Origin of the sequence: Halosolutus amylolyticus (assembly GCF_023566055.1) — an archaeon.
GTDB lineage: Archaea > Halobacteriota > Halobacteria > Halobacteriales > Natrialbaceae > Halosolutus > Halosolutus amylolyticus.
In genome coordinates, this window is sequence record NZ_JALIQP010000006.1 from 99622 (window position 1) to 111742 (window position 12121).

General features: G+C 66.2%; 14 protein-coding genes. 10 read left to right on the top strand and 4 right to left on the bottom strand.

What is annotated here, in order from left to right:
• Window positions 1–77: 77 nt before the first annotated feature.
• From MUN73_RS19745 to MUN73_RS19755, 3 genes are read right to left on the bottom strand one after another with little or no spacing between them, the layout of a single operon-like run.
• On the bottom strand, window positions 78–392 hold the full coding sequence (locus MUN73_RS19745) for a hypothetical protein (protein ID WP_250142234.1): 315 nt from the start codon (window positions 390–392) through the stop codon (window positions 78–80).
• The gene (gene nrfD / locus MUN73_RS19750) at window positions 389–1762 is read right to left on the bottom strand and encodes an NrfD/PsrC family molybdoenzyme membrane anchor subunit (RefSeq protein ID WP_250142235.1); all 1374 of its coding nucleotides are present in this window, start codon (window positions 1760–1762) and stop codon (window positions 389–391) included. Before nrfD ends, MUN73_RS19745 begins: the two co-directional genes overlap by 4 nt.
• Window positions 1759–3528 carry a 4Fe-4S ferredoxin N-terminal domain-containing protein gene (locus MUN73_RS19755; RefSeq protein ID WP_250142236.1) on the bottom strand — a complete coding sequence of 590 codons (1770 nt, stop codon included), beginning with the start codon at window positions 3526–3528 and terminating at the stop codon, window positions 1759–1761. Before MUN73_RS19755 ends, nrfD begins: the two co-directional genes overlap by 4 nt.
• A 332-nt stretch (window positions 3529–3860) precedes the next feature.
• On the opposite strand from MUN73_RS19755, the gene MUN73_RS19760 reads away from it, so the two are divergent.
• Window positions 3861–4187: a cupin domain-containing protein gene (locus MUN73_RS19760; protein ID WP_250142237.1), complete on the top strand. Its 327-nt coding sequence runs from the start codon at window positions 3861–3863 to the stop codon at window positions 4185–4187.
• On the opposite strand, the gene MUN73_RS19765 is transcribed toward MUN73_RS19760, so the two are convergent.
• Entirely contained in the window at window positions 4188–4865 is a 678-nt protein-coding gene (locus tag MUN73_RS19765; RefSeq protein ID WP_250142238.1) for a helix-turn-helix domain-containing protein, read from the bottom strand.
• 206 nt (window positions 4866–5071) lie between these two features.
• On the opposite strand from MUN73_RS19765, the gene MUN73_RS19770 reads away from it, so the two are divergent.
• From MUN73_RS19770 to MUN73_RS19810, 9 genes are all read left to right on the top strand, one after another.
• On the top strand, window positions 5072–5305 hold the full coding sequence (locus MUN73_RS19770; protein WP_250142239.1) for a DUF2249 domain-containing protein: 234 nt from the start codon (window positions 5072–5074) through the stop codon (window positions 5303–5305).
• A 70-nt stretch (window positions 5306–5375) separates the two neighbouring features.
• Complete coding sequence (locus MUN73_RS19775) at window positions 5376–5609, top strand: DUF2249 domain-containing protein (RefSeq protein ID WP_250142240.1); 234 nt, start codon at window positions 5376–5378, stop codon at window positions 5607–5609.
• Between the two features lie 142 nt (window positions 5610–5751).
• Window positions 5752–7194: a heme o synthase gene (gene cyoE / locus MUN73_RS19780; protein ID WP_250142241.1), complete on the top strand. Its 1443-nt coding sequence runs from the start codon at window positions 5752–5754 to the stop codon at window positions 7192–7194.
• Between the two features lie 160 nt (window positions 7195–7354).
• Complete coding sequence (gene nirK, locus MUN73_RS19785; RefSeq protein WP_250142242.1) at window positions 7355–8443, top strand: copper-containing nitrite reductase; 1089 nt, start codon at window positions 7355–7357, stop codon at window positions 8441–8443.
• Between the two features lie 57 nt (window positions 8444–8500).
• Window positions 8501–9088: a cupredoxin domain-containing protein gene (locus MUN73_RS19790; protein WP_250142243.1), complete on the top strand. Its 588-nt coding sequence runs from the start codon at window positions 8501–8503 to the stop codon at window positions 9086–9088.
• A gap of 172 nt (window positions 9089–9260) precedes the next feature.
• On the top strand, window positions 9261–10043 hold the full coding sequence (locus MUN73_RS19795; RefSeq protein ID WP_250142244.1) for an SCO family protein: 783 nt from the start codon (window positions 9261–9263) through the stop codon (window positions 10041–10043).
• A gap of 3 nt (window positions 10044–10046) precedes the next feature.
• Window positions 10047–10577 (top strand): TlpA family protein disulfide reductase, encoded by a 531-nt coding sequence (locus MUN73_RS19800; protein ID WP_250142245.1) that lies wholly within the window; start codon window positions 10047–10049, stop codon window positions 10575–10577.
• A gap of 1 nt (window position 10578) precedes the next feature.
• Window positions 10579–11241: a cytochrome c biogenesis CcdA family protein gene (locus MUN73_RS19805; RefSeq protein ID WP_250142364.1), complete on the top strand. Its 663-nt coding sequence runs from the start codon at window positions 10579–10581 to the stop codon at window positions 11239–11241.
• Window positions 11242–11576: 335 nt separating this feature from the next.
• Window positions 11577–12116 (top strand): cupredoxin domain-containing protein, encoded by a 540-nt coding sequence (locus MUN73_RS19810; RefSeq protein WP_250142246.1) that lies wholly within the window; start codon window positions 11577–11579, stop codon window positions 12114–12116.
• Window positions 12117–12121: the final 5 nt, after the last annotated feature.

Below are 12121 nucleotides of genomic sequence, written 5' to 3' on the forward strand. Positions count from 1 at the left end.
CGAACGCGACGGGTCCCGGTCGCGACGCTGGGCGACGAGTGTGCGCGCGAAAAAAGCGGTCGACAGCGCGAGGGCGTCTACGGGCCCACGGCGCCGATCGGTTCGGGCATCCCGCCGTAGAAGACGATCCCGATGAGCATCGTCAGGATGAACATCCCGATCCACATCTGGGCCGTGATCCCGACCAGGTACGTCACGCCGAGCAGTCCGGTCTTCGTGTCGCGTGGCTCACCGAGGAACCACGCGGCGATCATGACGTACACCGGAACCAGAATGACCGCGAAGATCAGCCAGGTACCGATGTTCGGGAAGCCGGTGAGGCCCTCGGTTCCGTCGTAGCCGTGGTACAGTACCCACGAGAGTGCGGTCGCGAGTGTTGCGGTTGCAGTCATGCTTTCACCTCAGCCTCGCTGGCACTGTCGTGTGCCGATTCCTGTTCGTGGCCGTGTCCGTGGTCGCCACGCAGGTGTTCGACAGCGTGGAGTTCGACGACCGGCACGACCTTGGAGACGCTCAGGAAGATGAGCGTCACCAGGCCGACCGTTCCCACGAGGGACAGCCACTCGATCGCGCTGGGGAAGTACTCGCCGGGCGTTGCCTCGTAGATCATGAACGTCGGGTGGTAGAAGCCCTCGACGACGAACAGGAGCTTCTCGATCAGCGTCGCGGTGAGCACCAGGACGCCGGCGACCATTGCGCGCTGTCGCGTGAACAGGGACGGACGGACCGCCTGCGAGAAGATGTAGACGAGCGTCCCGAAGACCATGCCCATCGAGAGCAGGTACAGCGGATGCCCGAGGGTCGCTTCCTGGGCGTGCAGGACGTTGAGCGGTGCCTTGAAGAGGCCGACCACGTTCTGCTGGAGCTGTAGCCAGAGGAAGAGCAGACAGAAGAACCCGAGCCACAGGAGCAGGCCGCGGAAGACGTCGTCGGTCATGATGTGATCCCAGTCGTAGGCGCGCCGGAAGGCGGCCGCGACGAGGATCACGCCGCTGATCGCCGATGTGAGGGCGATGGTGAGGAACTGCGGGCCCTGCACTGCGCTGAACCAGCCGGGCATCCCGGGCAGCACGGCGAACAGCCACGGAATCACACCGCCGTGGAGCAGGAGCGGGGCCATGATGATGATCGCGAGCGCGAGCCACCAGACCATCCGCTCGATGATCTGGTCCTCTTCTTCGCTGTAGCCGAGGGTCATGAACTTGTAGATCGGCTCGAAGCGATCCGGCAACTGGTCACGCAGGCGCGTGATGTCGTACCGGAGCGTCAGCGCGAGGTAGGTCGCGGTCAGCACGAAGTAGGCCGTGATGACGGTCACGTCCCACACCAGCGGCGAGTTGTTGACGGTGATGTGGTAGTGACCCAGCACGCTGGTGACCATCCGATCGGGGCGGCCCATGTGGACGAGAATGTAGAATCCCGCCGCGGAGAGGCCGGCGATCGTCAGCAGTTCGGCGAGGCGGGCGACCGGCATGTACCGGTCCATCCCGAGCAGCCTGACAGCTGCGGAGAGGATGATGCCGCCGTGGGCGATGCCGACCCACCAGATGAACGCGCCGATGTACAGTCCCCAGGTCACGCCACCGCCGGTCCCCCAGTCGGAGAGGCCGGTGACGACGAGACCCTTCTGCAGCTGGTACGCCCAGGCGACGAGGAAGGCGCCGAGGGCGAGCGCACAGACACCGAACAGCGCGATGTACTTCTTCGTGAAGGTGTTGATCGGACGGAGGATGTCCGCTTCGCTCGGCGTCTTGGTGCTCATAGCGACACCCCCGCGTCACCGACGGTCCCCTCGTCGAGGACTTCCTTGCGGTTGTCCGTCAGGCCGACGTCTTCGTAGGCGACCGGACCCTCGACCTGTTCGGCCTCCGGACCGGGTTCGTTTCCGATGTAGGTGACGTTCGGGTGGGTCCCGACGTCCTCGAGCAGTTTGAACGTCGATGCGTCGTCGCCGACGTAGCTCTCGAGCACGTCCCGGGCGGTCCCCTCGTCGGTGATCCCGGCTTCGGAGACCCACGGTTCCTCTTCGCCGTCAAGGATCTCCAGCGACTCCTGGACCTCGGCGGGCGTGATCTCGCGGGACTCGTAGCGATCGACGACGCCCTGGACGCTCTCTTCGGCGTTCGTGACGACGGCGTCCATCGCGTCGTTGGCGCGATCGAGGTCGTCCTGATCGGCCTCGCCCTCGTCGAGGAGGGCGTCGACGATGGTCGCGAGTTCGTCCTCGGAGCGTTCGTCACCGAACTCGTCCTCGAGGATGCCGGTGAGGGCCTCCCGGAGGTCCTCCTCCTCGAGCGAGAGTTCGTCGTCGCTGACCTCGCCCTGGACGTACAGCGCGGCTTCGATCTCGTCGAAGTCCCAGTCGCTCTCGCTGTAGTCCATCTCGAGGAGATCGATCTCGCCCTCGAGGAACGCGTAGGACTCGCTGACGTCGTCCTTGCTGGGACTCTGTCCTTCGACCTTGTTTCGGGCGCGGCCCTGGACGACGTTCGCGAGGTACTGCTGCGGCGTACTCTCGGGGTCGTTCATGTCCCCGAAGTTGATCGCCTGGGGCGGACAGGCGTCTTCGCAGGCGGTCGTGCCGACCTTCTCCTCGCCCTTGTGGCCGTCCTGGCGACTCGGACACATCGTACACTTGCTCATGACGCCTCGCGGGGCGCGGCTGTCGACCCAGCGACCCCGATCGTCGGTCATGTGGTCGCCTTCTTCGCCGGGTTCGGCGTCGTGCATATCCGCGATCTCCCCGGTCGAGACGTCCGGTTCGTCCCACTGGAAGTAGTTGACGCCGTACGGACAGGCGACCTGACAGTAGCGACAGCCGATACAGATGTCGTAGTCGGTCAGGACGAGCCCGTCCTTGTCGCGGGTGTGACGGGCCGTCGTCGGACAGACCTTCTCACACGGCGCGTCGGTACAGTGCTGACACGGACGGATGAGGCGGTTGCGCCCGCCGGGCGTCGAGTCCTCGTAGTCGAGAATGTACATCCAGTTGACGCCCTGGTCGAGCTGGTTCTCCTCCTTACAGGCGGTGACACAGGAGAGACAACCGTCACAGCGCTCGAGGTCGAGCACCATTCCCCACTGGGTACCCTCGTCGTCGCCAGCGCCGTGGCCTTCCTCTTCGGCCGCGCCGATGCTGGCTTGCTTACCGTTTTCTGCGGTGCCCCAGGCGCCGAGTCCGACGGCTGCCGCACCGGCACCCATCTTCTTCATCGCGTCGCGACGGCTCTCCTCGCCGTCGCCCTCGAACTTCTCGAGCATCCGGGTAACGGTGCCCTTCCCTTCTTCCTGGGCCCGTTCGTAGGCCTCCTCGGTCGGGCGATCGTCGACGCCGAACTCCTCCATCACGTCCTCGTGATACTTCTCGTGGAATTCGGCTTCCGAGAGTTCGCCCTTGGTGACGGCCATCGCGTCCTGGGCCATCTGCATCCCGAGGTCGCTGTCGTACTCGGTGTCGTCGAGCAGTCCCTCGAGTTCGTTCTCCCACTCTTCGCCGAGCGGGTGGAACGAGTCGTCGTCCGTACTCATCTACCCTGAACACCCCTGACAATGGTTACGGTGGTCCGATGTAATTGCATGCCGGCACGTAGTTGAATACATGTCTCTGTACTCTACCCCCGTCTCATAACTAGACCCGGTTGAAGTGTTGAGCCGATTTCCAACGCGTGAGAATCGATGCGAACAGGTTCGGCCATTTATAATACCGTCGAATAACCGGTGCTTGCGAACTCCGGTATGTGGTATCAGGTGACAGTCACTCACTGGGGAACTCGAGGCTTCGACGACGGCCGATCGAACGGCGTTCGACCGAATTTGTTCGGCCAAATGCCCTTTCGGACGGCGGACCGACGGTCGCCTAGATGACCGACCACAGATCCGACGACGAGTCGCCTGCAGTCCAGTCGCTCGACGCCCTGGAGAGCACGCCGCACGCGCAGGTCTTCGACGGAGAACCGAAGACGATCAGGCTCGCGCTCGAGGCGGGCGAAGCGATCGCACCGCACCAGCATCCCGATCGGCAGATCGTACTGCACGTCCTCGAGGGACGGCTCTCGGTGTCGCTCGACGGCGACGAGTACGAGGTCGCGGCGGGCGAACTCGCGCGGTTCGACGGGGCACAGGATATCGCGCCGAAAGCGCTCGCCGACTCGACGGCCCTGCTCGTGCTCGCGACGCGGGCCGACTGATCAGTCGCTGGCGAGTTGTTCCTCGAGACCGGCCTCCTCGTCGGGGACGCTCGGAACGTCCTCGACGAACCGCTTGATGATCGCCTCCTCGGCGCGGTGGAGCGTCTCGCTACAGGTCGACTTCGCGATGTCGAGGTGGTCGGCCAGTTCCGTGAGCGAACAGCACCGGGGCGTGTCGTAGTAGCCCTCGTCGACGGCGGCGACGACGATTTCGAGCTGTCGTTCAGACAGTAACTGGCTCTCGTGGAGCCGTTCCCGGACGTGCTCGATCCGGTACTGGAGCCCGAAGTGCTCGAACTGTTCGGCGAGTTCGGCGAGCCGTTCGCGCGAGCCGGTAACCTCGATCGTCGCCTCGCCGTCCTGGATCTCGACCGGCAACTCGATCGGCATCCCCGACTCCCGCGAGGAGAACTGCAACAGCGGGACGGTCGTTTCGAAGTGGACGGTCGCCTCGTTGTCGCTCCACTGGGCGAGGGTCAGTTCGGTGATCTGGGGATGCTCGTTCATGTCGTCGAGCACCTCGGCCACGTCGGGGCCGGCAATCCGGACGAGTGCGAAGCCCGATTCCGAACTGGGAACGGCCGCGAGAACCCGGAACGTCGACTCCGGGTGGGCCGTCGAAACTTGCTGAATCCAGATCTGTTCGGGCATCGTGAGGGTGAGCGTTGCCTGTGCCATACGATCGTGTTCTAGTCGGACCTACGTACCCGTGGCCCCGAATATATTCGGTGGATTCCTATTACGTGGGAATCACCCATCCCGGTGAGCCGGTCGTGGTAGTCGGTGGGCGCACTGTCGACTCACGGATTGCCAGCCGCCCGGATCGCGGGGCTCGAACACGTTCGCCTGAACAGCCAACCGTCACCGTCCCGAACGACCGATCGATGACGGCGAATCCAGCGCCCACCGAACGAACACTCGACGTGCGCGAAATCGACGGCGAACCGTTCGACGACATCGTGGCCGCCCTCGACGACCTCGGGGCGGACGATCGACTCCGGCTGATCGCCCCGTTCGAACCGGTCCCGCTCTACGGCGTGCTCGAGAAACGCGGCTTCGAGCACGAGAGCGAGCAACGCGAGGGCGACGTCTGGCACGTGCTGATCGAACAGGCGTAGCCTGCGTGACGACCTTCGCGAACGTGTTCGGGCAAATATCGAAAGGACTGCGACGGTGACCACAGACTGCATGACACGACTCGACGTCAGGGACGTGCCGCCGGTGAATCGCCATCCGAAGATCCACGAAACGTTCGAGGACCTGGAGCCCGGTGAGACGCTGACGATCGTCAACGACCACGAACCCAAGCCGCTGTTCTACGAGTTCCAGGCCGAAGTCGAGGCCTTCGACGCCGACGGCTACGAGGTCGAACAGGTTGCCCCGGACGAGTTCGTCGCCCGGTTCCCGAAAGTAGAGGCGTAGTATCGGCGGCCGAATCGCCGTCGGACCGAACCGATCGGCTTCCCGACGCGATCGAGGGGGCCGCGAAGGCGGCATCGAACCACTGACTGATAGCGGCGACGACCGACACGATGACGACTGGCACGATGACGATCGATACGAGATGAACGAGGGACTCGACCGACGACGGTTCGCGAACCTGCTCGCGGGGACGACGATCGCTGCGTACGTTCTCGTCGCGCTCGGGACCGCCGTCTCGACGACGGACGGTGCAGCGACGTGTACGACCTGGCCGAACTGTTCGACCGACCCGACGCTGGGGTCGCTCTCCGGCGACCACCTTCTCTTCTGGGGCCACCGCGTGGCGGCCCTCGTGACCGGCCTCCTCGTCGCCGCGTCCGGCCTCGCGACTCGGCGGATAGACACCGATCGCCGGGTCACCAGCCTCGTCGGCACCGCGGTCGTCCTCTTTCCCGTCCAGGTCGTCCTCGGCGCCGCGATCGTCGTCGGGGGCCCCGCCGTCACGAACCGAATCCACCTCGCGCTCGCGATGGTCATCTTCGCCTGCCTCCTCGTCGCGCTCGTCGTGACGCTGGAGGACAGTGCGCGCGAAGAGGTGGCCGGTTCCGTCGCTCCCGATCGATCGCCAACCGGCTCTGAAACGAGCACCGACGGCGGTTCCGGGGACGGGCCGATCCGTCGCGATCGGCCGGACGACTGGCTCGCCCGACTGCGCCAGACGGTCGGCGCCTACCTGACGTTCACCAAACCGCGGCTGATGTGGCTGCTCTGTCTCGTCGCGGTCGCGGGAATGGGGCTGGCGACGCTGACCGGCGCGAGTCTGGATGCGACGACCGCGATCGCGACGCTCGCCGGGGGCGTCCTCGCGATCGGCGCGAGCGGAACTTTCAATCACGTCTACGAGCGCGACCGCGATCGGCGGATGAACCGCACGGCCGATCGGCCGCTGGTCCACGACCTCGTCCCGGCCCGGAACGCGCTGGCCTTCGGCGTCGCGCTCGTCGCGGCATCGATGGCCGTCCTCGTGGTCTGGGTCAACGTGCTGGCGGCGGCGCTGACGTTCGCCGCGATCGGCTACTACGCGGTCCTCTACACCGTGGTCCTGAAGCCGAACACGGCCTGGAACACGGTGCTCGGTGGCGGCGCGGGAGCACTCCCCGCGCTCATCGGCTGGGCGGCGGTCACCGGGAGCGTCGGCCTGCCCGCGATCGCCCTCGCCGGCGTGATCTTCCTGTGGACGCCCGCCCACTTCTACAGCCTCGCGATCGCGTACCGGGACGATTATGCACGCGGCGGCTTCCCGATGTACCCGGTCGTCGAGGGCGTCCTCGCCGCGCGTCGACACGTGATGTTCTACCTCGGCGCGACGTTGCTGGCCACGAGCGTCCTCGGCTGGCTGGCCGGGCTCGGCTGGGTCTACGCGACCACGTCGGTCGCGCTGGGTGCCGTCTTCCTCCGCTCGGTGATCCGCCAGTACCGCGTGCCCACCGACGAGGTCGCGTTGCGCTCGTTCTTCGCGTCGAACTACTACCTCGGCGCGATTCTCCTCGCGATCGTCGTCGAGACGCTCGTAATCGCCGGGTAGGCGGCCGCGAGAGTCGGTCCAGCTCCGATCGGCTTCGGTATCCACAGGGAAGGGTACTTAACTGACCACGATATGGCGGGAATCGGCGATTCGATTGCTATCGTATGGGAATCGCCGGTACGGTTGAACATACGTCTACCCCTATACCCAAGTGAAGACAATGATCCCAACCGATACCAACCGACGACGGTTCCTGCAGGCGATGGGCGCGGCCGGTGCAGTCGCAGTTGCCGGCTGTACGGGAACCAGCGACCCGGCCGACACGGGCACAGATTCCGAAGACGATACGGACGAGGGGTTACCGCCGGCGGAGGACGTCGACGTCGATCGGATCGCCCGTGACCCCACGGACATCCCGGACCCGGTCGACTGGGACGAGCCCCGCACGCACGACATCACGCTCGAGACCGAGCGCGTGACCGCCGAAATCGAGCCCGGCGTCACCTTCGAGTACATGACCTTCGGCGGACAGGTCCCCGGTCCGATGGTCCGGGTCCGCCAGGGCGACACGGTGAACCTCACGTTCGACGTCCCGGACGACATGAACATCGACATGCACAACGTCGACTTCCACGCGGTCTACGGTCCCGGCGGCGGTGCGGACGCCACGACGCTCGCCCCGGGTGACGACCCCACGCAGATCAGCTTCACGGCCGAGTACGCCGGGGCGTTCATTTACCACTGTGCGGTCCCGAACATGGACCAGCACATCAGCTCCGGGATGTTCGGCTCGATCCTCGTCGAACCCGAGGACGGCCTCCCCGAGGTCGACCACGAGTTCTACCTCGGCCAGCACGAGATCTACACGGATGGCGAAGTCGGCGAGGAAGGCCACCACGGCTTCGACTTCGACGCCATGAAGAAAGAAGAGCCCACCTACGTGGTGTTCAACGGCCAGGCCTACGGCTTCACCGAGGACGGCGTCGGACCGATGGAGGCCAACACGGGCGAGACCGCCCGGGTCTACTTCGCCAACGGCGGGCCGAACCTGCTGAGCTCCTGGCACCCGATCGGGAACGTCTGGAGCAACTACTACCGCGACGGGGACCTGCTCTCCGAACCCGACAACAACATCGAGACGGCCCCGATCGCCCCCGGGACGACCGCGGCCGGCGAGATGGAGTTCCCCGTCCCCGGCCCGGTCAAGATCGTCGACCACGCACTCAGCCGCGTCGTCCACAAGGGTGCACTCGGCGTGATCGACGTCCAGGGTGAAGAGAACCCCGACGTCTACGACGAGGATCCGTAAGGCTCCCCGTCGGGATTTCGCACGGGTGAACCACGATCCCGCGACCCCTCTCCCACCATGACACTCACGTCCCGCCGCCACGTGCTCCGCTCGTCCGCGCTCGCGATCGGCGTCGCCCTCGGCGGCTGTCTCGCGGACCCGACCGATCGCGCGAGCGACGGCGACGAGCAGCCGCCCGAGAACGCCGGCGAGCTGGGGACGCCCGCCGAGCGGATCACCGTCACGGCGAACTCCCAGCCTTACCCCGAGTTCGAACCGCAGATCGTCCACGTCGTTCCCGGCGGGACCGTCGAGTGGCTCGTCGAGACGGGGCGCCACGACGTCACCGCCTACCACGAGGACGGCCACGGGCCCCACCGGACACCCGACGGCGTCGAGACCTGGGGGAGCGATCGGATGAGCGGTGTCGGCTCGGAGTACGAGCACACGTTCGATCGCGAGGGCGTCTACGACTACGTGGACACCCAGCAGGTCTGTACCTCCCACGAGGTCGCAGGCAACATCGGCCGCGTCGTGGTCGGCTGGCCCGACCCCGACGACGAACCCGCGATGACCGACCCCCAGGAGGAACTGCCCTCACAGGCCGCCCGGGCGATCGAGATGTTCAACGAGGAGACCCGACCCGTCCTCGAGGACGGTCCGTGATCGCCCCGTCCCACTTTTCGCTCGTCGAGTCGATCCGTCATCGGCCCCGACCCGGGCCGACCGTTCGCCGCCGTGAACGTCGGAATCGACCCGAACTTATTCGTCGATTTCTAAGGGATCGGGAATCCGGACGGCGCTTTACCCTCCCGAACGCGAAGATCCACTCGAGATCATGACCCCAATATCCACACCCATCGACAGGCGAACCGTACTCCGCGCAGCGGGAGCGGCGGCGCTCGGCGCGTCCCTCGCGGGCTGTTCGCAGCTGAGCAGTTCCAGCGGGGCCGCCGAGGGCCTCGTTCTCGACCCGCCGGAGAACCACGATCGGATCAAGGAGGCGGACCTCCCGCATCCGATCTACGGCGAGGGGATTCCGGAAGCGACGGTGCCGGCCCCGCTCCACGACCGATCGGTCACGACCACGGAGTTCGAGGGCGATCGGCACCTGATGCTGACGTTCGTCTACACCAGCTGTACGACCGTCTGTCCCGGCCTCACCGCGGCCCTGCGCCGCGTCCAGGACGACGCCCACGAGGAAGGGTACGAGGACGAGATCGCGTTCCTCCCGATGACCTTCGATCCCGAGTACGACACTGCCGAGGTGCTCGAAGAGTACGGCGAGGAGTACGGGGTCGACTTCGACGCCGGCAACTGGTACTTCCTGCGGCCGGACACCCACGAAGACGCCAAGGCGATCGTCGAGGACACGTTCGGGGTGGCGTTCGAGCACGGCGAGGAGTCGGACGAGACGGACGACGAGGAGATGGACCACGGCGAAGAGTCGGACGACGAGGAGATGGACCACGACGAGATGGACCACGATCGACACATCACCCACACGTCGCTAATCTTGCTCGTGAACAAGGACGGCCTCGTCGAACGCGCCTGGACGGGTGGCTCTCCGGGTGGTAACGAGATCGTCGACGCCGCCCGGGCCGTCGTCGAGGGGTGGTAATCCATGCGCCGTCGCGAGGTCATCGCGGGAGCCGCGGGCCTCGCCGCCCTCGGCGGCGGCGCGATCGCCGTCGGCGAGTGGAACCCCCTCGAGAGCGGCGCGGCGGTCGACCCGATCGAACTCGAGACGATCGACGCGCCAGGGAGTACGGCCGGCACCGCGACGATACCCGAACCCGGCCGGGTGACGTTCGTCGAACTGTTCGCCACCTGGTGTAACGTCTGTCAGGACATGATGGAGCCCCTCGGGCGAGTCCACGACGACGTCGACGGCGACGTCCAGTTCGTCTCGGTGACCGGCGAACCGATCGGGAACACCATCACACGCGAGGACGTCGCGGACTGGTGGCGCGAGCACGACGGCGACTGGCCGGTCGCGCTCGACCCCGACCTCGAACTGACGGAAGCGCTCGACGGCTCCGGGGTGCCGTACGCGTTCGTCCTCGACGCGGACAACGTCGTGACCTGGTCCGGACGCGGAAGAAAATCGGCCGACGAGATTCGATCGGCCATCGACGCGGCCGGGGGTGAGTAACGTGGCGGGCGGCGAACTCCTCGGGACGATGCTGTTCGCCCTCGGCATCGGCGTGGCGACGTTCTTCTCGCCGTGTGCGTACGCGCTGTTGCCCGGCTACGTCGGCTACTACGTCGCGGCCACCGGCGAGGAGACGACCCCGCCGCTGTCGGGCACGCTCGCTCGCGGCCTCGCGGCGGCCGTCGGCGCGATGGGCGTCCTCGGCCTCCTGTCGATCGCCGCGATCGCCGCCGGCGAGACGGTCGGACGGGCGTTGCCCCTGCTCGAGTACGGGGTCGGCGTCGCCCTGATCGTGCTCGGCGCGTGGGTGCTGTACGGCGGGAGCGGTGCCGTCCACGTCCTCCTGCCCGAGCGCCGATCGACGGTCCTGGGATTCGGCCTCTTCGGCGCGATGTACGCCCTCGCGGCGACGGCCTGCGTCCTCCCGGTGTTCCTGGGACTGGCGTTTCGATCGCTCACCATGCCGCCGCTCGAGACGGCGCTCGTGCTCGGGACGTACGCCGCCGGGTTCGGGACGCTCATGGTCGCGGTCACGGTCGCGACGGCGTTCGGCTACGCGCTCGGGGCCGGTCGCATCGCCGGCTACGTCGATCGGGTGGTCCGCGTCGCTGGGGTCGTGCTGATAATCGCCGGACTCGGCCAGCTGTACGTCGCCGCGGTCTGACGCCGGCGTTCTGTCGCTGTTTTCGCCCGGTCCCGTTGCCGGCCTTCCGGAACCGGAATCGCGCACTCGTGACGCCGAGCCGAATCGCCGTGTTCGGGCCGTCGTCGAAGCCAGTTCCGGGGGAATATGTGCGGGACAATGGATATGCAGGTACCGCAACGAATCCCGGCCGAACGACGCCATGCCTCCGTCACAATCGAGTGAATCGGTACCGGTGATGCAACGACTCTACGATCGGATCTGGCTACTCGCAGCCGCAGCGCTCGCGTTCTTCGCGCTGTCGTACGTCGCGTGGGGCTGGATCGACGTCTTTTCCGTTCCAATGGGGTGATTCGATGACGTCACCGATCAAACCCCCGGACGGCAACTGGTGGGACCAACCGGTCAACAGGCGAGAGTCCATCTGGCTCGGACTGGGCGTCGGCTGGTCGCTCATCCTCTTTGGCTGGATGAGCGCCTGGACGCGCGTCGGGGACCAGAACCCGATCGGCGAGACCTATCGCGTCGACAGCGAGGAGTACCGCGAGAAGATGGACGCCTACAAGGAGGCGGCCACCGAGACCGAGGACGGCCTCGTCCCGCCGGGAACTGACGTCTACATCAACGCGATGCGTTTCCAGTGGGACGGCGCGCCGGTCGTACTCGAGGCCGGAACCGAGTACGATATCCACCTCAGTTCCATGGACGTCCAGCACGGCTTCTCGCTCCGGCCGGAAGAGGCGCTCAGCAAACAGATCAACCTGCAGGTGCTTCCGGGCTACGAGTGGGTCGTCCCGATGACGTTCGACGAACCGGGGACCTACCACATCATCTGCAACGAGTTCTGCGGCCAGGGCCACAGAACCATGCACGGAACGATCGTCGTGGAGGAGTGATATCG

Excerpts from the sequence above, each read along its gene's own strand:
- MUN73_RS19745 (WP_250142234.1), bottom strand. The coding sequence starts at position 392 with ATGACTGCAACCGCAACACTCGCGACCGCACTCTCGTGGGTACTGTAC.
- nrfD (WP_250142235.1), bottom strand. The coding sequence starts at position 1,762 with ATGAGCACCAAGACGCCGAGCGAAGCGGACATCCTCCGTCCGATCAAC.
- MUN73_RS19755 (WP_250142236.1), bottom strand. The coding sequence starts at position 3,528 with ATGAGTACGGACGACGACTCGTTCCACCCGCTCGGCGAAGAGTGGGAG.
- MUN73_RS19760 (WP_250142237.1), top strand. The coding sequence starts at position 3,861 with ATGACCGACCACAGATCCGACGACGAGTCGCCTGCAGTCCAGTCGCTC.
- MUN73_RS19765 (WP_250142238.1), bottom strand. The coding sequence starts at position 4,865 with ATGGCACAGGCAACGCTCACCCTCACGATGCCCGAACAGATCTGGATT.
- MUN73_RS19770 (WP_250142239.1), top strand. The coding sequence starts at position 5,072 with ATGACGGCGAATCCAGCGCCCACCGAACGAACACTCGACGTGCGCGAA.
- MUN73_RS19775 (WP_250142240.1), top strand. The coding sequence starts at position 5,376 with ATGACACGACTCGACGTCAGGGACGTGCCGCCGGTGAATCGCCATCCG.
- cyoE (WP_250142241.1), top strand. The coding sequence starts at position 5,752 with ATGAACGAGGGACTCGACCGACGACGGTTCGCGAACCTGCTCGCGGGG.
- nirK (WP_250142242.1), top strand. The coding sequence starts at position 7,355 with ATGATCCCAACCGATACCAACCGACGACGGTTCCTGCAGGCGATGGGC.
- MUN73_RS19790 (WP_250142243.1), top strand. The coding sequence starts at position 8,501 with ATGACACTCACGTCCCGCCGCCACGTGCTCCGCTCGTCCGCGCTCGCG.
- MUN73_RS19795 (WP_250142244.1), top strand. The coding sequence starts at position 9,261 with ATGACCCCAATATCCACACCCATCGACAGGCGAACCGTACTCCGCGCA.
- MUN73_RS19800 (WP_250142245.1), top strand. The coding sequence starts at position 10,047 with ATGCGCCGTCGCGAGGTCATCGCGGGAGCCGCGGGCCTCGCCGCCCTC.
- MUN73_RS19810 (WP_250142246.1), top strand. The coding sequence starts at position 11,577 with ATGACGTCACCGATCAAACCCCCGGACGGCAACTGGTGGGACCAACCG.